We start from the raw sequence: 25,386 nt of genomic DNA, 5'->3' as shown, positions 1-25,386 counted from the left end.
GGGCACCTCGTCCGTCCGCCGGCCATCCAGCCGGACGAGGCCCTGCCTCAGCCGCGCACCGTCACCTCGCACACGTCGCGCGCCAGCTCGCGGACGTCGACCTTCACGTCCAGGAAGTGCGCGAAGGTGTCGCGCTGGGTGAGCGAGTGGCCATCCAGCGCCACGGTGCGGAAGCTGCCGCCCTTCGCCAGCGCGAGCAGCAGCAGCAGCTGGTCACACAGGTGCTCGCCCACCGGGACTTCGGCGTCCAGGTAGCGCTTCACCTTGGCGGCGACCTCCTCACCCACCACCTCCGCCCGCTTGCCGCGCTCGCCGAAGCCGGTGAAGACCTCCGTGACGTGCTCGCTCTCCACCTCCACGCGCAGCACGTTGCCCGGCCCGAAGGCGCGCTTGAGCTCCTCCGCGCGCTGCTGGTCCTCGCGCAGCTTGAGCACGCCCGCCACGGCCTCCAGCTCGCGCCGGGCCACGTCGAAGGGGATGGCCGCCACCTGCGCCACCGCCTCGCGCCGCAGCACCCGGCCGCGCTCCAGCAGGTGCAGCGGCTGCAACTTCGCCGGGTGGATGTTCACGCGGAACTTCCCGCCGCCAGCCGGGTAGTAGCCGGGACGCTCCAGGGCCACCTCCACGCGCGGCCCCATGCGGTTGAGCAGCGGCAGGTACGTCTTCTCCAGGAAGTCGAACGGCGGCGCGGCCGGGTTGTGCGTCCCCCCTTCCAGCATCAGCGTGGACGGACCCTCCGCGTGCAGCAGCGCGGGCAGCACCGTCTGGAGCACCAGCGTCGCGCTGCCCGCCGTGCCCACCGCGAAGTGGTAGTTGCCCGCCGTCAGCGCGCGCGGGTGGAAGGAGAGCTGCTTGGAGCCCAGCTCCGCGCCCGTCACCTCCGCGGCGCCCACGGCCTCCGCGGCCTTGAGCGCGGTGAGGTGCTGGCGCAGCAGGCCCGGCTTGGCGCGGCCGGCGCGCACGTTGACCATCTCGAACGGAGTGCCCGTCACCAGCGACAACGCCAGCGCGGTGCGCAGCACCTGGCCGCCCCCCTCACCCTGTGAACCATCGATGCGAACCATGTGCGTCGTGCTCCTTCGTGGCGCTCGCGGACGGATGCAGCATCCCATCCCTGATAAAAAATAGCGGCGCCCGCTCCCCCACCCTTATCGGCCCTTGCGGGACCTCCTGGGGGGAACGGGCGCCTCGGCATCGTCATCCCGGCATGGGGACCTCGGCTGGACGGCGGGTGGGAAGGACTGCGTCGGCTACCCCTTCACGCACACCACCTGCTTCAGCGTGTGGACGACCTCCACCAGGTCCGCCTGCGCCGCCATCACGGCATCGATGGGCTTGTACGCGGCCGGCGTCTCGTCGATCACGTCCACGTCCTTGCGGCACTCCACGCCTTCGGTCGCCTTCGCGTGATCATCCAGCGAGAAGCGCTTCTTCGCCTCGGTGCGCGACATCACGCGGCCCGCGCCGTGGCTGCACGAGTGGAAGGCATCCGCGTTTCCCTTCCCGCGGACGATGTACGAACGCGCCCCCATGCTGCCGGGGATGATCCCCATGTCGCCTTCACGCGCCCGCACCGCGCCCTTGCGGGTCACGAAGCAGTTCTTCCCGAAGTGGTGCTCGCGCGAGATGTAGTTGTGATGGCAGTTCACCGCCGACTCGGCCAGCTCGAACGGAGGCAGCTCACCGCTCGCCTTCAGCGCCTCCACCGTCGAGCGCATCATGAGCTCGCGGTTCATCGCCGCGAAGTCCTGCGCCCAGCTCACCGCGAACACGTAGTCGTCGAAGTGCTCCGTCCCCTCCGGCAGGTACGCCAGGTCCGCGTCCGGCAGGTGGATGTGGTAGCGGCTCATGTCCTTCTTCGCCAACTCGATGAAGTAGCTCCCGATGCGGTTACCCACCCCGCGTGACCCGGAGTGCAGCATCAGCCACACGCCATCCGACTCATCGAGGCACAGCTCGATGAAGTGGTTCCCGGTCCCCAGCGTTCCCAGGTGGCTCAGCTGCGGCCCACGGCCGATGTGCTTGTGCTTCGCGACGATCTGCTCGTACCCGCTCACGAGCGACGCCCACGCGGCCGTATGCGTCGAGGGCGAACGGCTCCAGGCGCCGCGGTCATTGCGGCCGCCGTTGTCGGTACGGCCGTGGGGAACCGCCGCCTCGATGGCCGAGCGAACCCCGCGCAGCGAGTCCGGCAGCTGATCCGCGCGCAGCGTCGTGCGCACGGCGATCATCCCGCATCCGATGTCCACGCCCACCGCCGCCGGCACCACCGCGCCCACCGTGGGCACCACGCTCCCGACCGTCGCGCCGTAACCGCGGTGCACGTCCGGCATCACCGCGACCCATTTGTGGATGAAGGGCAGGCCCCGGAGGTTGCGAAGCTGCTGCTTCGCCTCGTCCTCGAACGGCACCCCCACCGTCCACGACTTGATGGGGCGTCCCGCCTCGTCCGACAGCACCTCGTAGTTCGTGTTCTCGCGGTTCATGGCCTGCACCTTTCGGTCGTTCGCCCGGGCTCTTTCGTCCCGGTCACGTGGGGGAGCTAGAGCAGCCGCCGTGCCAACGCCGTTTCCGGGGGAGCCCTCCAGGCAAGGGTGCAATTCCCTATCCCATGGGATAAATCCCTATCCTGATGGCTCAAAAAGCGAAGGCGCGCCGGACGGTCGTCATCGGCATGCTGGGGACGACGCTGGACACGGGGATGGGGACGCAGCGCTGGACGCGCTGGCGGCCCACGGTGGCGCTGTGCCAGCAGGAGGACCTGGTCGTGCACCGGCTGGAGCTGCTGCACCCGCCCCGCGCCGCGTCCATCGCCACGGGGATCCAGGAGGACATCGCCCAGGTGTCACCGGAGACGGAGGTGCGGCTGACGTCCCTGCCCATCCGCGACCCCTGGAACCTGGAGGAGACGTACGGCGCGCTGTTGGATCACGTGCGCGCGCACCCCTTCCATCCGGAGGAGGAGGACTACCTGGTGCACATCACCACGGGCACGCACATCGCGCAGATCTGCATGTTCCTGCTGGTGGAGAGCCGCCTGATTCCGGGCCGGCTGGTGCAGACGTCGCCGGGCAACGCGGGGAAGCGCTCGGCGGCGGGGACGCACGCCATCATCGACCTGGACCTGTCGAACTACGACACGCTGGCGGCGCGCTTCCGGCAGCAGCAGCGCGAAGGACTGTCCTTCCTCAAGTCCGGCATCGACACGCACAACGCCGCGTTCAACCGCCTCATCGAACGCATCGAGCAGGTGGCGGTGCAGTCGCGCGCGCCGCTGCTGCTGACGGGACCGACGGGCGCGGGCAAGTCGCAGCTCGCCCGGCGCATCTACGCGCTGAAGAAGGCGCGCAACCAGGTGGCGGGACCGTTCGTGGACCTGAACTGCGCCACGCTGCGCGGCGACGGCGCGATGTCCACGCTCTTTGGCCACGTGAAGGGATCCTTCACGGGAGCCGTGGGCGACCGGCCCGGGTTGATGCGGCAGGCGAACGGGGGCGTGCTGTTCCTGGACGAGATTGGAGAGCTGGGCGCGGACGAGCAGGCCATGCTGCTGCGGGCGCTGGAGGACAAGCGCTTCCTGCCCGTGGGCGCGGACAAGGAGGTGGAGAGCGACTTCCAGCTCATCGCCGGCACCAACCGCGACCTCCAACTGGACGTGGAGCGGGGGCGCTTTCGCGAGGACCTGCTCGCGCGCATCAACCTGTGGACCTTCCGGCTGCCCGCGCTGCGCGAGCGCCCGGAGGACATCGCCCCCAACCTGCTCTTCGAATTGGATCAGGCCTCGCAGGCGCTGGGGACGCGCGTGACGATGAGCAAGGACGCCCAGGAGCACTTCCTGCGCTTCGCCACGTCTCCGGAGGGCCGGTGGAATGGCAACTTCCGCGACCTCAACGCGGCCGTGCTGCGCATGTCCACGCTGGCGGCCGGAGGGAGGATGACGCGCGAGGTGGTGGACGAGGAGCTGGAGCGGCTGCGCGCGCAGTGGCGGCCCGCGGGAGCCTTGGCGTCGGGCGCGGAGGACGTGCTGGCGGAGGTGCTGGGCCCGGTGCGCGCGGCGGAGCTGGACCGATTCGACCGCGTGCAGTTGGCGGACGTGGTGGGCGTGTGCCGCTCAGCGCGCTCCCTGTCGGACGCGGGCCGGACCCTGTTCGCGCAGTCCCGAGCGCAGAAGAAGAGCGTCAACGACGCGGACCGGCTGCGGAAGTACCTGGCCCGCTTCGGACTCAGCTGGGCGGACGTGAGCGGGCGCGGGACGGCGGACGCGGAGTGACGTGAGCGCAGGGGCCCGGCGCTCAGCGGAAAGCGTCCTTCAAGGCACGGCACCGCGCCGTCGTCTGGGCATCGTCGGGCACGGCCGCCACGCCTCCCATCGACGGGGGCGCCACCGGAACGGGCGCCCGGGAGGACTCCTTCGCCTCCTGCAACCACGCGGCGGGCACCATGCACTCGATGGAGAGCGGCCCCTGGAACGTGGCGGACAGGCCCACGTCCGCCGTCCGCACCGCGCCGCGCACCTCGCGGCCGGTGACGTCCACCTCCAGTGTCCCCTCCTTCGCGAGCGTCGGCGGACCGGAAGGTGCTCGAAGCTCCGCCGAAGCCAAACCCACCCGCAGGGGCTTCGTCGTCAGCCTCGCCGTGGCGTGCTTCCTCGTCGGGAACGTGGGCGCCACCGGCACCAGCACCGCCCACTGTCGGCCGTCCCCCGCTTGCGCGCTCAGCGCGACCTCCAGCGTCGGGGGCGCGGTGCCTTCGGTGAACGTGGCGATGAGCCGCACGGTGGGGGCCTCGAAGGTGCCCGCTTCCGTCCTCACCGTGACCGCCCCCGGTGGCTGGGGCTGTTCGAGCGCCGTCAGGGCGGCGGACTTCGACGGGGACACCGGCGCGGCCGTCAGTGGCTCCGGCGGACGCGCCCGCTCCTCCTTCGGCTTCGCGCAGGCCCCGACGAGCAGCACCGCCACCAGGGCCCCTTTGCGCATGATCAGCAGTCCACCCGCAGCAGCATCGCGCTGACGGTGGTGTTGTCGTTCTCCCGCAGCTCATCCACCACGCCGGCCGGATCCAGGTCCAGGTAGACGTGGTACGTGTTGAAGGGCAGGCCCGCCGGCACCATGAAGCCCAGCGAATAGGTGCCCTCCGCGAAGGCCGCCATTGAATGGCTGAAGGTGGCCACGACGTTCGTGGACTCGCTGTACCCGAGCGGCGGCGCCGTCGGGCTCAGGCGCACGCGCATCGAATAGGTCGGTGTCGCCACGTTGCCCATGTTGCCCACGTAGAACTTCACGCTCGTCGCCGTGTTGCGACACACGGCCCGGGTGAGGGCGGGATCCAACGTCTGCGCCACGTCCCCCACCACGCCCATCGAGGACGGCAGCAGGTTGGGCTTCGTCTGGGAATAGGCATACAGGTCGCGCATGCCCTGCGCGTTCGTCGGCCACAGCGTGGAGGCCTCATAGCCTCCCGTCACCAGGTGCGGCGGCGACGTGCGCAGGATGCTGTGCCCGCCTTCATGCTTGAAGCCGAAGAAGTGCCCCGCCTCGTGCACGAACGTGCTCCGGCCCGACGTGCCGAACGCGCTCCCGTTGCGCGGCGTGAAATCCAGGTCGCTGGCGATGCAGACGTCCGCCTCGTCGATGCCGTTGCTCCCGATGAAGCACACGCCCACCGTGGAGTACGTCACGCCGTTGTTCCCGTCGAGCGCCGCCCGGTCGCACAGGCCAATCTCGTTCTGGCCGTCGCTGTGGTCCAACCCGCAGTCCGTCACCGGATTCACGTTGAAGCCACGCACCAGGTGCGACAGGTCGTCCCACTGCCGCAGCCCGTTCCAGTACGCCGTGTTGACGTTGCCGGTGTCCGGGATGCTGCACCGGTTCCGGTACACCACTGGCCCGCTGTACCACTTCACCGGCGAGCCATTGCACGTGTCCCAGGCGGCGGCCCCCGCCTCGCCACCGAGCAGCGCCAGGACTCCCACCAGACCCGCGACCTTCGAGTGCGTCATGGCAAACCTCCGCATCGCGAACCTCCTCACGGCGCACCGGGCGGGACGTCCCGCTCGGGCTGGGGTGGCGTGAGCCCCTTCGCCGGAACCTGCCCCGACGCAGGCGTGACCGGCACGGACAGGGCCGACGCGGTGGCGACCGGCTCCTCGCGGAACGTCCCCGTCACGCGCAGCCCCCGCGCGCGCAGGTGGTTCTGGAGCAGCGACACGAAGGCCTCGCGCTCCAGCGCCTCCGGAAGCCCCGCGACGTCCATCCCCGCACGCAGGGCCGGACGGGTGCCCATCAGGTCCACCGCGTCGAACACCGGCGCCGTCTGCCGGACGCCCGCGGACCCCAGGCCGGAGACGAGCCCGCCCTCCGCCCCCACGAGCACCTCGCGGCCCCCCACCGACTCCACGCGGAAGGCCTGACCGTCGAGCACCGGCGACAGGCTCCACCCGGTGTTGCGCAGGAACACCACGTAGCGCGCGCCCCGGACGAAGCGGGGCACGTGGCTGACGACGCGCTGACGGCCGTCCGGCAGCAGCCCGCCGGCCTGCCGCAGCCGCAGTTCCCCGGGCGCGCTCCCCAGGTGCGCCCGCACGTTCCCCAGCGTCACCACCGTCCACGGGCCCGTGCGCGGGGAGTACTCGGAGCGCACGTCCACGACGTCGCCCTCCACCACCGCGGCCGTCTGGTCGAGCAGGCTCAACAGGCTGTCCACCGCGTGCGGCGGCCGGAGCGGGGCCTCCGCCACGAGGGGGCGCTCCTGCCGCGCGGGGGTCTCCGTGGGGACGTCATCCCCACCGGGTGAAGCACACGCCGCCGCGCCGCACAGGAGCGCGCACGCGAAGCGCGTCCGGCCCTCCCGTCCGAATGTCGTCCATGGCCTGCCCACGCGCATCACGTCCGCTCCCTTCGTGTCGTCAGTGGATGAGATAGAAGGCGTCCTGCCGGGGCACGAAGAACTTCCATCCTTCGTCCGTCAGGTGCGCCGGATCTTCCTGCATCACCGCCACCTTCTGCCCACCCCACTCTGGCACGGCGGTGACGGTGTTGAGCTCCACGGCCAGGTACGACCCCTTGCGCAATGTCCGGGGCACGTCCTTGCGCGAGGCCGCGCGGAAGTCGATGGACGCCCCCAGCGCGTGGCCCTGCGCCCCCAGCGGGTGGCTGTACACCTTGGCCTCGATGCCCTTCTCCTTCATCTCCGCCATCGTCGCGTCGTAGACGTCCGCGGACGAGCGCCCCGGCCGCGACGCGCGCAGCATCAGCGCATCCTGGAGCGCCTGCGTGTTGGCCAGCGCGCGCTTGAGCCCCTCCGGCGCGTCCGTCTCCCCGTCGCGCAGCACATAGGCCATCTTCTGCCAGTCCGTGTTCAGCCCCAGGGCCGTGACGCCGAAGTCCACGTGCACCAGGTCCCCGCGCTGGATGACCACCGCCTCGTCCGCCACCGCCAGGAAGCCTCGGGAAAAGCCGTCCTTCATCCCCTGCCGCTGCACGCGCAGGTCCGGCTGGAACCACGTGGTGACGCGCGCCTCCCACAGCGCGTCGTACAGCCAGCGGCGCACGTCGCCCACCGTCGTCTTGCCGGGCACCACGACCTCGTTGGAGAGCGCCCGCTTCACCAGCGACTCCGTCAGCACCACCAGGTCGCGGTACGGCGCGAACTCCCCGGGCAACCGCGTGTCCAGGTACTCCTCGATGAGCGGCGCCGCGCTCACGAAGCGCGCCTGCGCCTGGGGCCCCAGCGCCTCCGCCAGCCACTGGTAGGAGTCATGCGTCAGGCTGCGCGTCACCCCGCGCTTTCCCCCCATGCCCAGCGCGATGGTGCGCGGCTGATAGCGCGCCTCCAGCTCCGCGAGCACCTCTTCCGGCTTGCGTCCTTCAGCGGGCCGCTCGAAGAAGCGGTTCACGGCTTCCGTGGCGTAGCCCGTCAGCACGACCTTCTTCAGGCCCGCGTCGCCCGCGTCAACGAAGACGAACACGTCGCGGTTGCCCGCGTAGGGCAGCGGCGGCGCCACCCAGGCCGTCAGCGGATCATCGTGGAACTCCTCGTTGACGACCACCCACATGCCCACGCCGTGACGGCGCATCATGTCGAGCAGCATCCCGTGCCGGGCTTCCAGCCAGGACTCGCGCAGGGCCTGGGCCTGGGACGGTTTCGGCACCCGGAGGTCCTGTTCGGCAACGGTGTCGCGGACGGGGGCGGTGGCACAGGCCACCAGACACCCCAGCAGGGGCAGCATCAGAGCACGCGGGCATTTCATGTCGGGAACTCCAGGTCGGGCAGAGGACCGGGAGCGTAGCGCGCTCAACCGAAGTCCTCCGCCCCCGGAACCTTCAAGGCTCCGGGAGCGAAGGACCTGGGGCGCATCCTGCTTGCTTACCCGCCCGGATTTCCCCGCTCCCTCACACTTCCGGGTCCCGTCCCCCCCGGTCCGGGACACCCGGATCCGCCCAGGTCGTACTGGCTGGCGGATCCTCTGGAAGTGGGCGGCCCTCCCCCGAAGGCCGCCGTGGAGCGCGGACACCCAACCGCGCGCGCGCCGAGACGTCAGTAGCTGGCGACCAGCTCCAGGTCGCTTTCCTCGAAATCGAAGGGCTCCCCCTGCGCTTCCCCTTCGCCTGCCCCCTCCACCGTCCGCACCTCCGGCCCCCCGTTGGAGCCGAGCGCCCACATCGCGCCATCCCCCTGGATCCACGCCTCCATGCGGTACATCGCGTCCCCCCGGGTGCGGTGTTTCCTTCCCGCCATCGCCGCCGCCGCCCCGCCGCGCCTCGATAATTAGACGCCGATCGCCAGAATCCTTGGGTTGGCCCTTCAATTCAGCGGATGACCCGCCAGCCGCAGGGCCCGGGCCCGGATTCCGGCCTCCTCGCTCCACCCCGGCTCCCCCCTGCGGGCCACGGCCTCGAAGGCCTCCGCCGCCTGGAGGGGCTGGCCCAGCGCCCGGAGCACCAACGCCCGGTTCCACTGGGCCTGGGGATGGTCCGGCACCTGACGCAGCACGCCGTCCAGGAGCCCCAGCGCGCCCTGCAGGTCCCCCGCCGCCATCGCCACCACCGCCCGGTCGCAGTCCCGGTCCACCGAAGGGGGGCTGCGCGCCAGGAAGTCCGCGGCCTGACGCAGCTCGCCCCGCACGAGGTACGCGGCCGCGATGCCGTGCAGGTCGCCCCGGTCCTCCAGCGCCGCGAGTGTTCGCAGGGGCACCGGGGGCTCGGACAGCAGGGCCCCCCGCTCCGGGGTGCCCGTGCGCGCGGGGACGTAGGGCAGGTAGCCATCCGCGGCCGCGTAGGCGATGCGCGCCTCCATCCCCCGCGCCCGTGCGCCGGAACGCCACGTGTCCCCCCAGCAGAGGCCCGCCGGGCACAGGAACGCCGTCAGCGCCCCCAGCCCCATCGCCAGGACGGCCCCCAGCGCCCGGCCCTTCCAGCCCCGGAGCGAGGCGAAGCGGACCTGCTTCCGGGCCTCCACCGGAGGCGCGGGGGCGTCGTTGTGGGCCACCGCGCCGCAGAGGGCCTGGACGCTGAGCATCTCCAGTTGCATCGCGTCATGCAGGCCGGAGGCGCAGGCGCGGCAGAGCGCCAGGTGGAGCCGGAAGCGCTCCTCGTCGCACGACTCGAGCTCGCCATCCAGGAACCGGTAGAGCTTCTTGCACCAGAGATCCATCGCGCATCGCGGTCCGGGAACGGGCCGCCGCCTCCCATCCCTTTCGAAACGCGAGCGGTGGGAATCCTTGGTGCCGTCCTTCCAGGCGGAATCAGGGCGTCCGCCCGCCTGCCCTCCCAGGGAGGACAGCGGGCGGAAGCGCGCGCCCCTCAGCGTCGCGGGCGGGGGCGCAGCAGCGTGCCACCCGCGCGGCTGGCACGGGGGCAGGGCCACCGGGGCGCGGTGACGGCCTCCACCTTCTCGCCCTCGGCGAACCAGGGGCAGCAGGAGGCGCAGCCCGGGCAGCGGCGACGGAAGCGGCGCGCGCCCCGGTGCCAGGCGCGCCCCTCCAGGTGTTCGGGCGGGGGGGGCACGTCGGAGGCCAGCGCATCCCCGGGCCAGTTCGCCGGCACGTCCTCGTCCCAGGACCCCGGCACGTCCTCGCGCACCTGGCGGGCGGACACCCAGCGCTCGCTCTCCGCGGCGTCCTCCAGCGCCAGCCGCGCGAGCACCTCCAGTTGCAGCAGGTCATGGAAGCGCGCGGCGCACGCCTCGCAGCCCGCCAGATGGCCGCGGACGCGGCGCTGATCCTCGGGGGGCAACTCCCCGTCCAAAAGGGGCCGCAGGTCCTCGCATGCGGTGCTCATCGTTCCCTCTCCTGGCGGCGCCGTTCCGCCGTGTCGTGGAGCATGGCCTTGAGGCGGCGGCGGGCGTGGAAGAGCCACGTGCCCACCGTTCCCGCGCTGGGGGTGTTCATCCGCCGGGCGATCTCCGCATGCCGCAGGCCGCGCGCATGCAGTTCGAACGCCTGACGGAGCTTCTCATTGAGCCGGGCAACAGCCTGGCGCAGCTCTTCTTCCGTGACGCACTCCCATTGTTCGGGCTCCGGCGCGTCCTCCGGATCCTCGAAGAGCATGTGGACGTTGTGCAGGTCCACCCTCCGGTCCGTCTCCGCGCCCTGGCGCCGGCACTGGTCCAGGAACCGGTTGTGCAGCACGCGCACCAGCCACGCGCGCCGCGCCGGCTCCGGCCAGCGCTTGAGCCGCTCCCACTGGAGGAGCGCCCGGAGCAGCACGTCCTGCACCAGGTCGTCGCAATCACTGGCATTGCGACCACAGACGTTGCGCGCGATGGCGACCAGCACCGGCTGATGGCGGATCGCGAATGCGGCGAATTCCCCTCCAGAGCCATCCCGGACAGGGGGCTCCTCCCTCCCTGGCACCATGCGACCGCCTCCCTTCCCTCAGAGAACGCCGAGGGTCGGATTCTTTTTTTCTCACGGATGCGACAAGCGCCAGGACGCTTCACTTCGCCCTGCGGCTGGCAGTGCACCTGGAACAGTTCAAGCAGACGCCAAATCCTCGCACGGAATAGACAGACATCCATGCGTTCCCGGATCAAATCCTCTCCATGGGTGTGCTCTGCCTCGGGGTGTTCCGTGCCCCGCCATCCGCGGGAACCGGCCTCCAGCATGCACCAGCCCCTCCTGGGTTCCGGCCGAATTTCGCCACCGTGGATCCACGGTGGCCGCGCCGCGAGGAGCCCCCTCCTGGTGCGTCATACGCACGGACACCTCCTGTCGGGTTGCCCCGGGAGCAGGGCCCGGAATTCCGGTTTCAGGACCCCGGGCCGGGCGCCTCCAGGCCCCGGGCACCCGGGCGCCGGGGGCAAAGTGGCCCTGGGGCGGGCCTGGAAGGGGCCTTCCCAGGAGGGCGTGGCCGAGGAGAAGCGCCCCGGAGCGAAACTCCCCCTTGCTTGTGTGGGGAGTCCTTTGGTCCTCTTGGGTCACCGCCGTATGCCCATGGAAACCGCCGCCGACAGCCGAGAGTACCGCGTGGTCTTCTTCTGCCCCGCGTCGAACGCCCGGCTCGAACGGCTGGAGGTCCCCGTGCGTCGGCTCTTGTCGCGCATCCAGGCCCCCCCGGCGGAGCTGGCGCCGCTGACCGAGGCCGGGGCGCTCACGGAGGCCGGGTGGCAGGTCTACCTGGTGCGCTCGCTCACGGAGCGCTCCGCGGCGCAGGCCATGGCCGCCTACGTCAGTGAGGCCACCTGCGCGCTGGCGGCGGAGGTGGACGCGGAGGTGCTGGGCCTCTACGTGGACGTGTCGGGGGACTCGGCGCGCATCTGCCGCTGTGGCCCGGAGGACGGGCCGGAGACCTTCGCCGGGCGCCGGCAGGCCGCGCTGCACCGCACCTCCGAGTGGCTGGAGGTCGCCCCCGCCAGCCTGTCCGCCCTGTTCCAGTTGGATCCACCGGACGCCGAATACGAGCCGGACGCGGATGACCGCTTCGTCGAGGAGAAGCTGCGGGAGGCGCGGACCCTGATGGAGCGCTACCGCACGGCGAAATGAGGTCCCGCACCCCGGAGGACCTCGCCGGCCGCTGCGAGCGGTGCTACCTGCCCGCGACGTGGTGCCTGTGTGCCCAGGTGCCCGTCGTGCCCACGCGCACGGAGCTGCTCGTCATCCGCCACAACAAGGAGGCGCAGAAGAGCACCAACACCGCGCGCATCGCGGCGCTGGCCCTGCCCCGCTGCCGCATCGTCTCCTATGGCGCGCCAGGACAACCCTTCGACGCGTCGGTGCTGGATGACGGCGCGGACACGTGGCTGCTGTTCCCGGACGCACCGGAGGCCGAAGGCCCCCTACCCCAGCGGCTCGTCGTCATCGACGGGAGCTGGGCCCAGGCGCGGCGCATGGTGCAGCGCGTCCCCGGCCTGAGGCGGCTCCCGGGGATGCGGCTGCCCCCACCCGGGCCGGACACCCGCCGGCTGCGCCGTCCGCCCCACCCGGACGGGATGTCCACGCTGGAGGCCATGGCCGGGGCGCTCGCGCGGCTGGAGGGGGAGGACGTGGCGCGTCCGCTGCTCACGCTGCACGAGCTGATGGTGGAGCGGGTGCTCGCGAGCCGCGGACGGCTGGGCTGGGTGGACTACCTCTGATCAGGAGGTCGCGCGCCGCTTGAGCGGCAGCGTGAGGCACCGGACGCTGCCGTTGCCTCGTTCGAGCGCCGCGATGTCCACGCCCTCCACTTCGATGCCCAGCTCCTTCACCAGCGGCTTCAGTCGCGGCGCGGCGCTCTCCGAGGCCAGCAGCAACTGGGGGCCCAGGAAGATGTAGTTGGACAGGAAGCAGGGCGGTTCGGCGGCCGGGAGCGGGAGGATGCGCTGCCCCCTCCGCGCGAAGTAGCCCTCGAAGGACTCCCAGCGGGGCGCCTGCCCTGGCGCGAGGACGCGCACCGGCAGGTGCTTCAGGAACGAGCGGGCCAGCACCGCCCGGGGCCCCAGCACGTTGAAGGCCAGGTCCAGGTGGATGATGCCCAGGTGTTCGGGGATGCAGAGTGCCCCCACCTCCTGGAAACCGGCGCCCCAGGCCGTGTCGAGGAACCCCTGGAGGGCGCGCGCGTCGCTGCGCAGTCCCAGGTTCACGAGGATCCGCTCCTCATCCAGCAGGAAGACGTCCCCGAACTCCAGGCCCGCGCCCGGCCCCCCCGGGGGCGCCGCGTCCCGCGAGCCGCCGTGGAGGAGCGCGCCCAGCGCCGCATGCGTCGCGTCGAACTCGGCGAAGCGCGCGGCGAACGCCGCGGTGCCCGTCACCAGCTGGCGGCCCACGACCGCGGCCGTGTCCCGCACGAACACCCGGTTCACCGAGGCCTCGCTCACCGCCCGCGCGGACTCCGGAAGGAAGTCCCCCAGGTCGAAGAGCCTGCAACCGAAGCGGGTCAGCGCCTCGCGCAGCCGGCCGGAGGCGTCCTCCACCTCCTGACGCGACACGGCACCCAGGTACCCGACGGCGGAGGCCTCCAGCGCGGTCGCGACCTCGAGCACCGCCGGCCGGCACACCGCGACGCACTCAAGCTGCGCCGACTCCGACCAGCACTCGATTCCAGTCAACGCCATCCGCAACCACCCGTGGGTCAGCAACCCCCCGGCCTGAATCCCCGTGCCACTCAAGGATTCCTCCGGGGTTTCACTTAGAAGTGTCCTCCATGCTAAACGACAATTACTAGATTTGTCTTCTATTCCAACTGAGACGGAATTCCGACCTGTCAATCCTGACCCACATGACGCCCTCTTCTGCAGCCAGCGTGCGCTCCCGTGAAGAACTCGTCGCCTGGCTGCGGGACTACGTGGCCCGGAGCGCGGACCTCGCGCCGGGCGCGGTGGACATCGACAAGCCCTTCGTCGACTACGGGCTGACGTCCAAGGACGCGGTCTTCCTGTCCGGAGAGCTGGGGGAGTGGCTGGGGCGGGACGTGTCCCCCACGCTCGTGTGGCAGCACCCGACCATCACCGCCGTGAGCGTGCACCTGGGGCGCGCTCCGGAAGCCGGGCTCCCGGCGGTGTCCGGGGCTCCGGTGGCGGTCGCGGAGGGCGCCATCGCCATCGTGTCGCTGGGCTGCCGCTTCCCGGGGGCCCCCTCGCCAGAGGCGTTCTGGGCGCTGCTCCAGCGAGGCGGAGACGCCATCACCGAGGTTCCCGCCGACCGGTGGGACGCGCAGCGCTACTACCACCCGGACCCGACGCACGCCGGGACCATGAACACGCGCTGGGGCGGGTTCCTGGAGCAGGTGGACGGGTTTGATCCGCTGTTCTTCGGCATCTCGCCCCACGAGGCGGCGCGGATGGATCCGCAGCAGCGGTTGCTGCTGGAGGTGGCGTGGGAGGCGCTGGAGCGCGGCGGGCAGGCGCCGCAGGCGCTCCGGGGCAGCCGCACGGGCGTGTTCGTCGGCATCAGCAGCAGCGACTACGCGCAGCGGCAGTTCGGCGACCGGACGCGGCTGGACGCGTACGCGGGCACGGGCAACGCGCACAGCATCGCCGCCAACCGGCTGTCGTACCTGCTGGGCCTGCGGGGCCCGAGCATGGCGGTGGACACCGCGTGCTCCTCGTCGCTGGTGGGACTCCACCTGGCCTGCCAGAGCCTGCGCGGCGGCGAGTGCGACCTGGCGCTCGCGGGCGGCGTGAACCTCATCCTCAACCCGGACCTCAACATCGCCTTCTCCCGGGCGGGGATGATGGCGAAGGACGGGCGCTGCAAGAGCTTCGACGCGGCGGCGGATGGCTACGTCCGCTCCGAGGGCTGCGGCGTCGTGGTGCTCAAGCGGCTGGCGGACGCCCAGGCCGCGGGCGATGCCATCCTCGCGGTGATCCATGGCTCGGCGGTCAACCATGACGGGCCCAGCAACGGGCTCACCGCGCCCAACGGCTTCGCGCAGCAGGAGGTCATCCAGCAGGCGCTCCAGCAGGCCCGGCTGTCCCCTGGAGACGTCAGCTACGTCGAGGCCCATGGCACCGGCACGGCGCTGGGAGACCCCATCGAGTTGGAGGCGCTCAAGGCCGCGCTGCGCCCCGGCGGACGCTCGCAGCAGCGGCGCTGCCTCGTGGGGTCGGTGAAGGCCAACATCGGGCACCTTGAGGCGGCGGCGGGCATCGCCGGCCTGGTGAAGATCGTCCTCGCGCTCCAGCACTCGGAGGTCCCGCCGCAGGTGCACTTCCGCGCGCTCAACCCGCACGTCTCGCTGGACCCGTCCGCGCTCCACATCCCGACGCGGCGCGAGCCCTGGACGTCGGAAGGCGGAGCGCGCTTCGCGGGCATCAGCTCGTTCGGTTTCGGCGGCGCCAACGCGCACGTCATCGTGGGAGAGGCTCCGCGCCAGACTCCCGTCATCCAGACAGCCCCCGAGCGCCCCTACCACCTGCTGACGCTGTCGGCCCGGACCGCGCCGGCCCTGCGCGAAATGGTCCAGCGCTATCAGGCCCGCATCACCGCACCGGACGCCCCTGCCCTTGCGGACGTCTGCTTCACGGCGAACACCGGCCGCGACGCCTGGGCCCACCGCTTCAGCACGACGGCGGGTTCCCACCCGGAGCTGGCCACGCAGCTCGACGCGTTCCTGCACGAGCGCCCCCTCCCTGGCCTGCATCACGGCGAGGTCCAGCGGAGCGCACAGCCCCGGGTCGTCTTCCTGTTCCCCGGCCAGGGCGCGCAGCACGCGGGCATGGGGCGCCAGCTTTACGAGAGCGAGCCCGTCTTCCGTGAGGCCCTGGAGCGCTGTGACGCGCTGCTGCGCCCGCACCTGGACGCGTCCCTGTTCTCCGTCCTGTATCCGGCCCCCGGAGAGGACTCGGAGCGGATCCACCAGACCCGCTACAGCCAGCCGGCCCTGTTCGCGCTGGGCTACGCGCTGTCACGGCTCTGGGGCTCCTGGGGCGTGACGCCGGACGCCGTGCTGGGGCACAGCGTGGGCGAGTACGTCGCGGCCCACCTCGCGGGGGTGCTCGGACTGGAGGACGCGCTGCGCCTGCTCGCGACGCGCAGCCGCCTCATCCAGGCCCTGCCCCAGGACGGCACCATGGCGGCGGTGCTGGCCGACGAGGACACGGTGCGCGCGGCGCTGGAGGGCGCGCAGGACGTGGAGCTCGCCGCCATCAATGGCCCGCGCCACGTCGTCATCTCCGGTGCGCGGTCCGGGGTGCAGCGGGTCGTGGAGGCCTTGCAGGCCCGGGGCATCGACTCGCGTCCGCTCACGGTGTCGCATGCGTTCCACTCGGCGCGGATGGACCCCATGCTCGCGGAGTTCGAGCAGGCGGCGCGCGGCATCACGTTCCAGGCGCCGACCCTCCCGCTCATCTCCAACCTCACCGGCGCCGTCCTGAAGACCGCGCCCGACGCGGGCTACTGGCGGCGCCACGTGCGCGAGCCGGTCCAGTTCCTCAAGAGCATCGAGCACGCGGCCCTCGCGGGCCCGGCGGTGTTCATCGAGCTGGGCCCGAACGACACGCTGCTCGGCATGGCGAAGCGCTGCCTGCCGGAGGGCAACCACCTCTGGCTGCCCAGCCTCAAGAAGCACCAGGACGACGGGCGGACGCTGCTGGGAAGCCTGGGCGCGCTGTTCGTCCGGGGCGTCTCCATCGACCGGACGCGGGTGGACCCCTCCGCCACGCGTCAGCGCGTACCGCTGCCGACCTATCCCTTCGAGCGCCAGCGCTGCTGGCTGGAGGACCTCTCCGTGGATCCCGTGGCATCACCGCAGCAGACCCCACCGTCGACCGCACCCGCCGTGTCACGCCGGGCGCGGATCCAGGACGCCCTCCGTTCGATGGTGGCCCGCCTGCTGCAAATGCCCCCGGAGCGGCTGGGCCCGGACACGCCCTTCCTGGAGCTGGGCGCGGACTCCATCGTGCTGATGGACGCCATCCGCAACGTGGAGAAGCTCTTCGGCCTCAAGCTGTCCATCCGCCAGCTCTTCGAGGAGCTGACCACCCTGGACGCCATGGCCCGCCATCTGGACCAGGCCCTGCCCGACAGCTTCACCTTCGCGGAGCCCGCCGCGCCCGCGCGCGCCCTCCCGGAGCCGCGCGCCGCCGCGTCCCAGGCCCCGGCCACCGAGGCACCGGATGGCTCGCTGGAGCAGATCATCCAGGTCCAGCTCCAGCTCATGAAGCAGCAGCTCGCGCTGCTCGGCGCGAAGGGCTCGGCCATCCCCAGCGTGGAGGTCGCCCCGCGTCCCGAGGCCGCTCCGGTGCCCCCCGCCCCGACCGTGAAGCCCGCGCCCGCGCCCACCGGCCCGGCGGCCTTCTCCGTGGGCACGGCGGACGGCGAGCCTGCACGGGAGCTGCTCCCTGAGCAGCAGCGCTTCCTGGAGTCCTTCCTCGCGCGGTACACGCGCCGCACCCAGGGCTCGAAGCAGAACGCGATCCGCCACCGTGGCCGGTGGAGCGACGTGCGCTGGCAGATGAACTTCCGGCCGGAGGTGAAGGAGCTCTGCTACCCCATCGTCAGCACCCGGTCGCACGGCTCGCGCGTCTGGGACGTGGACGGCAACGAGTTCATCGACCTGTCCATGGGCTTCGGCGTGCACCTGTTCGGGCACAACCCGCCCTTCGTCATCGAGGCGATGCAGCAGCGCCTGGCCCAGGGCATGGAGCTTGGCACGCAGTCGGACCTGGCGGGCGAGGCGGCGGAGCTCATCTGCGAGCTGACCGGCATGAAGCGCGTCACCTTCTGCAACTCCGGCACGGAGGCGGTGATGACGGCGCTGCGCGTGGCCCGCGCGGCCACGGGGCGCACGAAGATCGTGATGTTCACGTCGTCCTACCATGGCCACTCCGACGGGACGCTGGTCGTGGGCCGCATGGTCGGCGGCACGCCGCGCTCACTCCCCATGGCCTCCGGCGTCGCCCAGCACATCGCGGACGACGTGCTCGTGCTGCCCTATGGCGAGGACCGGACGCTGGAGCTCATCCGCGAGCACCTGCACGAACTGGCCGCCGTCCTCGTGGAGCCCGTGCAGAGCCGCCGTCCCAACGTGCAGCCCCGCGCCTTCCTGCATTCGCTCCGGGAGCTGACACGCGAGGCGCGGGTGCCCCTCATCTTCGATGAGATCATCACCGGCTTCCGCCTCCATCCGGGCGGCGCGCAGGCGTGGTACGGCATCGAGGCCGACATCACCACGTACGGGAAGGTCCTCGGCGGCGGGATGCCCCTGGGCGTCGTGGCGGATCGCGGCGGGTTCGTGGACCGCATCGACGGCGGCGACTGGCGCTACGGCGACACGTCCCATCCCGTCCAGGGAACGACCTTCGCGGCGGGCACCTTCTGCAAGCACCCGCTGACGATGGCGGCGACGCTCGCCACCCTGCGGCACCTGAAGCGCGAGGGCCCCGGCCTCCAGGAGCGCCTGAACCAGCGCGCCGGGAAGCTCGCGGAGCGGGTCAACGCCGTCTTCGAGCGCGAGCAGGTCCCCATCGTGATGGTGCACGGCGGGTCCGTGCTCCGCTTCACCTCCTCCGGCAACTCCAGCTACCTGTTCCAGCCGCTGGAGATGGACCTGTTCTTCAGCCAGCTCATCGACCGGGGCCTCTACATCTGGGAGGGCCGCACCTGCATGCTCTCCACCGCGCACACCGACGAGGACCTGGACACCATCGTGCGCGTGGTGGCCCAGAGCGTGGCGGAGCTGCGGGAGGGCGGCTTCTGGCCCCGGCCGAACGCCCCGGAGGCCCGCCCCGTCGAGAGCACGCCGGAGCCGGTGCTGCCGTCGGACATGCTGCCGACCACGGAGGCCCAGCAGCAACTGTGGATCCTCTCGCAGATGAACGCGGGCGGCTCCAGCGCCTACAACCTGTCGCTGAGCCTGCGCCTGTCGGGCGTCCTCCAGGTGGACCTGCTGCAACGGTCGCTCCAGTACGTCGTGGAGCGACACGAAGCGCTGCGCATCCAGTTGGACGCGTCAGGCGAACAGCAGCGCATCCTCCCGCGACTCACCGCCACCCTGCCGCTGACCGACCTGTCGGCGCTGCCTCCGGACGAACAGTCCGCGCGGCTCGCGGCCTGGTACGAAGAGGAAGGCCAGACGCCGTTCGACCTGCACCAGGGCCCGCTGTTCCGCGCCCACCTGCTCAAGCTGAGCCCGTTGGATCACCTGTTCGTCCTGACGGCCCACCACGTCGTGGTGGACGGCTGGTCACTGGGGATCCTCGTGCAGGAGCTCGCCCAGCACTACTCGGCCATCCATGAAGGCCGCAGCGCCATCCGGCCCCGGCCCCTCCAGTTCAGCGACCATGTCCGCTGGCTGCGGCGGCAGGCACAGACGCAGGAGATGGCCGCGCACGAGCGCTACTGGCTGGAGCAGCGCGTGGACGCGGTGCCCGCCATCGAGCTGCCCACGGACCATGGCCGCCCCGCCCTGCGCAGCTACCGGGGCGCCCGGGAGACGGTGCGGCTGTCGGCCACGCTCACCCGCTCCGTCCGGGAGCTGGCGCAGCAGCAGCAATCCACCCTCTTCATCCTGCTGCTCTCCGCGTACACCACCTTCCTGCACCGGCTGACGGGACAGGACGAGCTGCTCGTGGGCATCCCCACCGGCGGACGGGACCTGGAGGACAGCGAGCAGCTGGTCGCCTACTGCGCGCACCTGCTGCCCATCGTCAGCCACGCCCGGGGGGAGCAGTCCTTCCCGAAGTACCTCCAGGGCCTCAAGCAGACGCTGTGGAGCGCCTACGAGCACCAGGCGTATCCCTTCGCGCGGTTGCTCCACCGGCTGGACCTGCCGCGCAGCACCAGCCACAACCCGCTGGTCAGCGTGACGTTCAACCTGGAGCGGCCCATGGCCGCCGCGAAGATGAGCGGGCTGCGCACGGACTTCCACTCCCAGCCCATCCGCCACGTTGCCTTCGACCTGAGCCTCAACGCCATCGAGGTCGAGGACGGCCTGGTGCTGGACTTTGAATACAACACCGACCTGTTCGAGGCCGTGACGCTCCAGCGCTGGACGCGGGCCTTCTACACGCTGCTGGAAGGGCTCGTCGCGGATCCGCGCCGGCGGCTGGCGGACCTGCCCCTGCTCTCGCCCGCCGAGCGCCACCACCTGCTCACCGCGTGGAACCAGACCCGGGCCCCGTACCGCAAGGACCTGCTGGTCCACGAAGTCATCGAAAAGAAGGCCGCCGCCCGCCCCGACAAGGTCGCGGTGGAGTTCGACGGCCAGCACCTCACCTATGGGGACCTCAACGGGCAGGCGAACCGGCTGGCGCACCACCTGCGCGAGCTGGGCGTCGGGCCCGGCGTGCTCGTGGGCTCGTTCCTGGAGCGCTCGCCCGAAGTGCTCGTCACCCTCATGGCCATCCTCAAGGCCGGCGGCGCCTTCGTGCCCCTGGATCCGGGCCTGCCCCTGGAGCGGCTGAAGTACCTGCTCGACGACTCGCGCGTCGCCGTGGTGGTGACTCAGGGGCCGCTGCTGGAGCGGCTGCCCGTGCACACCGCGAAGGTCCTCTGCCTGGACGAGGACGCGGCCGTGCTCGCGGCCCTGCCCGACGCGGACCTGGAGAACGTCGCCTCGGCGGACTCGCCCGCGTACGTCATCTACACGTCCGGCTCCACGGGGGAGCCCAAGGGCGTCTCCGTGGGCCATGGCGCCCTGGTCGTCCACTGCCAGGACGTGCGGGACCACTACCGGCACTCCGCGAACGACAAGATGTTGCAGTTCGCGTCGTTCAACTTCGATGCGTCCCTGGAGCAGGTCCTGCCGCTCTTCATGGTCGGCGCGACGGTGGTGCTGCGGGGCCCGGAGGTCTGGACCGCGGAGGAGCTGCCCCGTCGCATCGTCGAGCAGCAGCTCACGGTGCTGAACTTCCCGACCGCCTACTGGCAGCAGGTGACGCAGCGTTGGAGCGAGTCGCCGCCGGAGCTGGCCGGCCACCGCGTGCGGCTGATCATCATCGGCGGGGACACCCTCCTCCCCAAGGTGCTGGAGCTGTGGCAGCGCGGGCCCCTGGGACAGGTCCGGCTGCTCAACGCGTACGGCCCCACGGAGGCGATCATCACCGCGACCACCTTCGAGGTGCCCGCGGCCACGAACCCGCCCCAGGCCACCGCGCGCATCCCCATCGGTCGGCCGCGCTCCAACCGCACCTTCTACATGCTGGACCGCCACGGCGAGCCGGTGCCCCTGGGCGTGGCGGGAGAGCTGTACATCGGCGGCGAGCTGCTGGCGCAGGGCTACCTGCACCGGCCCGAGCTGACGGCGCAGCGCTTCGTGCCGGATCCGTTCAGCGACAAGCCCGGCGCGCGCCTCTACAAGACGGGCGACTTGGCGCGCTACCTGCCGGAGGGCACGCTCGACTTCCTGGGGCGGACCGACCACCAGGTGAAGGTGCGCGGCTTCCGCATCGAGCTGGGAGAGATTGAAGCGGCCCTGAGCCGGCACCCCGCCGTCCAGGAGGTCATCGTCACCGTGCGGGAGGAGCAGGACGCGGACGCGGCGGGCCACGACAAGCGGCTGGTCGCGTACGTCGTCCCCACGGCGCCCGACGCAGTGACGCCCACCGCGCTGCGCCAGTTCCTCCAGGAGAAGCTGCCGGACTACATGCTGCCGGCCTTCTTCGTCCTGCTGACGGCCATGCCCCTCACCGCGAGCGGCAAGCTCGACCGGCGCTCACTGCCCGCGCCCGACCCGGCGACCAGCGCGCCCACCCGGCCGTTCGTCGCGCCGCGCAGCCCCACGGAGCAGGCCCTGTCCGAGGTGTGGATGAAGGCCCTGCGCCTGCAACGCGTGGGCGTCCACGACGACTTCTTCGAGCTGGGCGGGGACTCGCTGCTCGCGACGCAGGTGGCCTCGCGCATCCGGGAGTCGCTGCGGTTGGACCTCTCCCTGGAGCGCATGTTCCAGGCCCCCACCATCGCGGGCCTCGCGGAGTACCTGGACACGTTGACCTGGGCCTCCAAGGCCCCACCATCCGCGTCCGCTCCGGAAGCGGGCCGTGAGGAGGGCGAGCTGTGAACGGCCTGGATGAACTGCTGACGACGCTCCGCAAGCAGGACGTGCGGCTCTGGATGGAGGGCGAGCGCCTGCGCTTCAGCGCCCCCCCCGGCGTGATGACCCCGGAGCTCACGGGGCGCATGAAGGAGCGCAAGGAGGAGATCACCGCGTTCCTGCGCCAGGCCGGTCAGTCGCTCCAGGCCGCCGCGGAGATCATCCCTTCGGGGCCGCGTGAAGGCGACCTGCCCCTGTCGTCCGGGCAGCAGCGCCTGTGGTTCCTGGAGCAGCTCCAGGGCCCGAGCGGCGCGTACAACATGCCCGCGGCCCTGCGCCTCGAAGGCGTGCTCGACACGGACGCGCTTCGCCGGAGCCTGGAGGCCATCGCCGGGCGTCACGAGGTCCTCCGGACGACCTACGCCCAGGTGCAGGGCCGCCCCGTCCAGCGCGTCCAGCCGCTGGCGTCCCTGCCCCTGCCCCACGTGGACCTCCAGTCACGGGCCCCTGACACGCGCATGGCGGAGGTCCGGCGGCTGGCGGCGGAGGAGGCGCGCAAGCCCTTCGAGCTGGCGCGGGACCTTCCACTGCGCCTGTGCCTGCTCCAGCTCGATGCGCGTGAGCACGTCCTGCTGCTCACGCTGCATCACATCGCGTCGGATGGTTGGTCCATTGGCGTCCTGGTCCGCGAGCTGGCGGAGTTCTACCGGGCCTTTGCTTCCGGCACGGCGCCTTCGCTGCCGGAGCTGCCGCTCCACTACGCGGACTTCGCGCGCTGGCAGCAGGAGCGCGTCACGGGGGGCGCGACGCAGCCGCAGCTCACGTACTGGAAGGAGCACCTGGCCGGGGCGCCGGGCCTGCTGGAGCTGCCCACCGACCGGCCACGCCCCGCCGCGCAGCGCTTCCAGGGCGCCACGCGACGCTTCACGGTCCCCGTGGAGCTGGTCGCGCGGCTCAAGGCCCGCGGACGCGAAGCGGAGTCCACGCTGTTCATGACGCTGCTGGCGACCTTCGGCGTGCTGCTGTCGCGCCACAGCCGGCAGCAGGACCTGGTGGTGGGCTTCCCCATCGCCAACCGGCTTCCGCAGACGGAGCCGCTCATCGGCCTGTTCGTCAACACGCTGCCCCTGCGCCTGCGGCTGGAGGGAGGGCCCTGCTTCGCGGAGCTGCTGGGACAGGTGCGTCGCACCACGCTCGCGGCCTCCGTGCATCAGGCGCTGCCGTTCGAGCAGCTCGTGGAGGCGCTCCAGCCGACCCGCGCGCTCAGCCACTCGCCCCTCTTCCAGGTGCTGTTCACGCTCCAGAACACGCCCACCGAACCGCTGACGCTCCAGGGGCTTGGCATCGAGCCCCTGGAGATTGAAAGCGGCACGTCGCAGTTCGACCTCTCGCTCTCCATGAACGAGACGCCGCACGGGCTGATCAGTGACCTGACCTACGACACCGACCTGTTCGACGCCGCGACCATCGAACGGATGACAGGCCACCTCCTGTCCCTGCTCACCGCGGTGGCGGCGGACCCCACGCAGCCCGTCTCCCGGATGCCCCTGCTCACCGAGCCCGAGCGGACGCGCCTGCTGCGCGACTGGAACGACACCGCCCGCGAGGTGTCACCGTCGCAGGGACTGCACGGCCTGTTCGAAGCGCAGGCGGCGCGACGCCCGGAGGCCATCGCCGCCCGCTTCGAGTCACACGCGCTGACCTATGGCGAGCTGGAGGCGCGCGCCAACCGCGTCGCCCGGCACCTGCGCTCGCTGGGCCTTGAACCCGGACAGCGGGTCGGCATCTTCCTGGAGCGCTCCCTGGAGCTGCTCGTGGGACTGCTGGGCATCCTCAAGGCGGGCGCGGCCTACGTGCCGCTGGATCCGCTCTATCCGGCGGAGCGCCTGGCCCACATCCTGGACGACAGCGGCGTGACGCTGCTGCTGACCGAGCCGGCCCTGGCCTCGCAGGCCCCGGCGCACCGGGCCCGCACGGTCCTGCTGGCGGACGCGGACCTCGCGCCTTCGCAGCCGCTGCACCTGCCGCTGGGCGGCGAGCACCTGGCGTACGTGCTCTACACGTCGGGCTCCACCGGCAAGCCCAAGGGCGTGGCGGTCCCCCACCGCGCGGTCAGCAACTTCATGGCGTCCATGCGGCGCGAGCCCGGCATCACCGAAGCCGACACGCTCTTCGCGGTGACGACCATCGCCTTCGACATCTCCGTGCTGGAGCTGTTCCTGCCGCTGAGCGCCGGGGCCTGCGTGGTCATCGCCAGCCGCGAGACGGCCGTGGATGGCACCCGGCTGTTGCCTGCGCTGGCGGCCAGCGGCGCCACCGTGATGCAGGCCACGCCCTCCACCTGGCGGATGATGCTCGCGCTGGGCTGGGCCGGAGACCCGGGGCTCAAGCTGCTGTGCGGCGGCGAGGCCCTTCCCCCGGACCTGATGGCTCCGCTGCGGGCGCGGGGCGCGTCGCTGTGGAACATGTATGGCCCCACGGAGACCACCATCTGGTCCACCGTGTCGCGCGTGGAGGAGCAGGCGCGGCCCACCATCGGGCGGCCCATCGACAACACGCGGGTGTACGTGCTGGACGCGTGGCTCCAGCCCGTTCCCGTGGGCGTGGTGGGCATGCTGTACATCGGCGGGCTCGGGGTGGCGCAGGGCTACCTCCACCGGCCGGACCTCACCGCTGAGCGCTTCGTGCCGGATCCCTTCAGCCAGGAGCCGGGCGCCCGGCTCTACCGCACGGGCGACGGGGTGCGCGTCCTGCCGGACGGCGCCCTGGACTACGTGGGCCGCGAGGACGGGCAGATCAAGCTGCGCGGCCACCGCATCGAGCTGGGCGAAATCGAGGCGCGGCTGGCCCTGTACCCCGGCGTCCGCGAGGTGGCGGTGCGGGTGTGGGAGTTCACGGGCGGCCCGGAGCTGGTGGCCTACTTCCAGCCCGGCGCTGGCGATGCTCCGGAGGCCCAGGCGCTCCGCGAACACCTGCGCTCCCACCTGCCGGCCTACATGATTCCGTCGCACTTCATGGTGCTGGAGTCCTTCCCGCGCACGGCGAACGGCAAGCTCGACCGCAAGGCCCTGCCTTCGCCCGCGCCGTCCCAGCGCACGGCCTCCGCGTTCGAGCCGCCGCGCACGCCGCTGGAGCTGCGCCTCGCGGAGATCTGGCGGGAGGTGCTGGGCGTGGAGCGCGTGGGCCTGCACGAGGACTTCTTCGAGCTCGGCGGCCACTCGATGAAGGCCGTGCAGATCCTCGCCCGCGTCCAGGAAGCCTGGAGCGTGGACGTGTCGCTGCGCGTCCTCTTTGAACGGCCCACCCTGGAGGCCATGGCGAAGCACCTGGAGGCGCGGCAGCAAGCGGCGCCCTCCGCGTCACCGCCTCCGCTGGTCGCGCGTGCCCGGCAGGCCCGCCGCGTCCAGGCCACGACCCGCGCCGAACTCAACCTGCCCGACTCCCCCAACAAAGGGGACTGAAGGCAGCCCTTCCCGCTCACGGACTCCGCCGGTATGGCGCG

The 25,386-nt window shown here is 71.6% G+C and carries 16 protein-coding genes; 5 read left to right on the top strand and 11 right to left on the bottom strand.

What is annotated here, in order from left to right; genetic code table 11:
• Positions 1 to 47 precede the first annotated feature (47 nt).
• Entirely contained in the window at positions 48 to 1,064 is a 1,017-nt protein-coding gene (gene rtcA, locus OV207_RS07715) for an RNA 3'-terminal phosphate cyclase (RefSeq protein WP_267553860.1), read from the bottom strand.
• Between the two features lie 186 nt (positions 1,065 to 1,250).
• Positions 1,251 to 2,486: an RtcB family protein gene (locus tag OV207_RS07710; RefSeq protein WP_267553858.1), complete on the bottom strand. Its 1,236-nt coding sequence runs from the start codon at positions 2,484 to 2,486 to the stop codon at positions 1,251 to 1,253.
• A gap of 146 nt (positions 2,487 to 2,632) precedes the next feature.
• On the opposite strand from OV207_RS07710, the gene rtcR reads away from it, so the two are divergent.
• On the top strand, positions 2,633 to 4,270 hold the full coding sequence (gene rtcR / locus OV207_RS07705) for an RNA repair transcriptional activator RtcR (protein ID WP_267553857.1): 1,638 nt from the start codon (positions 2,633 to 2,635) through the stop codon (positions 4,268 to 4,270).
• A 22-nt stretch (positions 4,271 to 4,292) separates the two neighbouring features.
• On the opposite strand, the gene OV207_RS07700 is transcribed toward rtcR, so the two are convergent.
• The 8 genes from OV207_RS07700 to OV207_RS07665 form a co-directional block, all read right to left on the bottom strand.
• Positions 4,293 to 4,976, bottom strand: coding sequence for a hypothetical protein (locus tag OV207_RS07700; protein WP_267553856.1), 684 nt, complete (start codon positions 4,974 to 4,976; stop codon positions 4,293 to 4,295).
• Positions 4,977 to 4,978: 2 nt separating this feature from the next.
• Positions 4,979 to 5,998, bottom strand: coding sequence for a hypothetical protein (locus tag OV207_RS07695; RefSeq protein WP_267553854.1), 1,020 nt, complete (start codon positions 5,996 to 5,998; stop codon positions 4,979 to 4,981).
• A gap of 26 nt (positions 5,999 to 6,024) precedes the next feature.
• Positions 6,025 to 6,735, bottom strand: coding sequence for a hypothetical protein (locus OV207_RS07690; protein ID WP_267553852.1), 711 nt, complete (start codon positions 6,733 to 6,735; stop codon positions 6,025 to 6,027).
• A gap of 169 nt (positions 6,736 to 6,904) precedes the next feature.
• Positions 6,905 to 8,248 carry a M24 family metallopeptidase gene (locus OV207_RS07685; RefSeq protein WP_267553850.1) on the bottom strand — a complete coding sequence of 448 codons (1,344 nt, stop codon included), beginning with the start codon at positions 8,246 to 8,248 and terminating at the stop codon, positions 6,905 to 6,907.
• A gap of 287 nt (positions 8,249 to 8,535) precedes the next feature.
• Positions 8,536 to 8,736: a hypothetical protein gene (locus tag OV207_RS07680; protein WP_267553849.1), complete on the bottom strand. Its 201-nt coding sequence runs from the start codon at positions 8,734 to 8,736 to the stop codon at positions 8,536 to 8,538.
• A gap of 66 nt (positions 8,737 to 8,802) precedes the next feature.
• Positions 8,803 to 9,651, bottom strand: coding sequence for a tetratricopeptide repeat protein (locus OV207_RS07675; RefSeq protein WP_267553848.1), 849 nt, complete (start codon positions 9,649 to 9,651; stop codon positions 8,803 to 8,805).
• Between the two features lie 149 nt (positions 9,652 to 9,800).
• A complete protein-coding gene (locus tag OV207_RS07670) occupies positions 9,801 to 10,277 on the bottom strand; it encodes an anti-sigma factor family protein (RefSeq protein ID WP_193348066.1) in 477 nt (158 codons plus the stop codon).
• Positions 10,274 to 10,855: an RNA polymerase sigma factor gene (locus OV207_RS07665; RefSeq protein WP_193348065.1), complete on the bottom strand. Its 582-nt coding sequence runs from the start codon at positions 10,853 to 10,855 to the stop codon at positions 10,274 to 10,276. The genes OV207_RS07670 and OV207_RS07665 overlap by 4 nt, the downstream gene beginning before the upstream one ends.
• Positions 10,856 to 11,431: 576 nt before the next feature.
• Between OV207_RS07665 and OV207_RS07660 the strand changes: the two genes are divergently transcribed.
• Together OV207_RS07660 and OV207_RS07655 are read left to right on the top strand one after the other, a co-directional pair.
• A complete protein-coding gene (locus OV207_RS07660) occupies positions 11,432 to 11,980 on the top strand; it encodes a hypothetical protein (RefSeq protein ID WP_193348064.1) in 549 nt (182 codons plus the stop codon).
• Positions 11,977 to 12,570 carry a tRNA-uridine aminocarboxypropyltransferase gene (locus OV207_RS07655; RefSeq protein ID WP_193348063.1) on the top strand — a complete coding sequence of 198 codons (594 nt, stop codon included), beginning with the start codon at positions 11,977 to 11,979 and terminating at the stop codon, positions 12,568 to 12,570. The genes OV207_RS07660 and OV207_RS07655 overlap by 4 nt, the downstream gene beginning before the upstream one ends.
• On the opposite strand, the gene OV207_RS07650 is transcribed toward OV207_RS07655, so the two are convergent.
• Positions 12,571 to 13,527, bottom strand: coding sequence for an arginine deiminase family protein (locus tag OV207_RS07650; RefSeq protein ID WP_267553845.1), 957 nt, complete (start codon positions 13,525 to 13,527; stop codon positions 12,571 to 12,573).
• A 164-nt stretch (positions 13,528 to 13,691) separates the two neighbouring features.
• Between OV207_RS07650 and OV207_RS07645 the strand changes: the two genes are divergently transcribed.
• Both OV207_RS07645 and OV207_RS07640 read left to right on the top strand, forming a co-directional pair.
• Complete coding sequence (locus OV207_RS07645) at positions 13,692 to 21,911, top strand: non-ribosomal peptide synthetase/type I polyketide synthase (RefSeq protein WP_267553844.1); 8,220 nt, start codon at positions 13,692 to 13,694, stop codon at positions 21,909 to 21,911.
• Positions 21,908 to 25,345, top strand: a complete 3,438-nt coding sequence (locus OV207_RS07640) for an amino acid adenylation domain-containing protein (protein WP_267553842.1) — start codon at positions 21,908 to 21,910, stop codon at positions 25,343 to 25,345. Before OV207_RS07645 ends, OV207_RS07640 begins: the two co-directional genes overlap by 4 nt.
• The last annotated feature ends 41 nt before the right edge of the window (positions 25,346 to 25,386 follow it).

The organism is Corallococcus sp. BB11-1 (assembly GCF_026626625.1).
Taxonomy (GTDB): Bacteria; Myxococcota; Myxococcia; order Myxococcales; family Myxococcaceae; genus Corallococcus; species Corallococcus soli.
This window is presented reverse-complemented; position numbering and strand designations above follow the sequence as displayed.

Bases quoted from the DNA above. Each gene is read 5' to 3' on its own strand.
- OV207_RS07710 (WP_267553858.1), bottom strand. From the start codon at position 2,486: ATGAACCGCGAGAACACGAACTACGAGGTGCTGTCGGACGAGGCGGGA.
- OV207_RS07645 (WP_267553844.1), top strand. From the start codon at position 13,692: ATGACGCCCTCTTCTGCAGCCAGCGTGCGCTCCCGTGAAGAACTCGTC.
- OV207_RS07675 (WP_267553848.1), bottom strand. From the start codon at position 9,651: ATGGATCTCTGGTGCAAGAAGCTCTACCGGTTCCTGGATGGCGAGCTC.
- rtcA (WP_267553860.1), bottom strand. From the start codon at position 1,064: ATGGTTCGCATCGATGGTTCACAGGGTGAGGGGGGCGGCCAGGTGCTG.
- OV207_RS07685 (WP_267553850.1), bottom strand. From the start codon at position 8,248: ATGAAATGCCCGCGTGCTCTGATGCTGCCCCTGCTGGGGTGTCTGGTG.
- OV207_RS07665 (WP_193348065.1), bottom strand. From the start codon at position 10,855: ATGGTGCCAGGGAGGGAGGAGCCCCCTGTCCGGGATGGCTCTGGAGGG.
- OV207_RS07670 (WP_193348066.1), bottom strand. From the start codon at position 10,277: ATGAGCACCGCATGCGAGGACCTGCGGCCCCTTTTGGACGGGGAGTTG.
- OV207_RS07650 (WP_267553845.1), bottom strand. From the start codon at position 13,527: ATGGCGTTGACTGGAATCGAGTGCTGGTCGGAGTCGGCGCAGCTTGAG.
- OV207_RS07700 (WP_267553856.1), bottom strand. From the start codon at position 4,976: ATGCGCAAAGGGGCCCTGGTGGCGGTGCTGCTCGTCGGGGCCTGCGCG.
- rtcR (WP_267553857.1), top strand. From the start codon at position 2,633: ATGGCTCAAAAAGCGAAGGCGCGCCGGACGGTCGTCATCGGCATGCTG.
- OV207_RS07660 (WP_193348064.1), top strand. From the start codon at position 11,432: ATGGAAACCGCCGCCGACAGCCGAGAGTACCGCGTGGTCTTCTTCTGC.
- OV207_RS07680 (WP_267553849.1), bottom strand. From the start codon at position 8,736: ATGGCGGGAAGGAAACACCGCACCCGGGGGGACGCGATGTACCGCATG.
- OV207_RS07655 (WP_193348063.1), top strand. From the start codon at position 11,977: ATGAGGTCCCGCACCCCGGAGGACCTCGCCGGCCGCTGCGAGCGGTGC.
- OV207_RS07695 (WP_267553854.1), bottom strand. From the start codon at position 5,998: ATGACGCACTCGAAGGTCGCGGGTCTGGTGGGAGTCCTGGCGCTGCTC.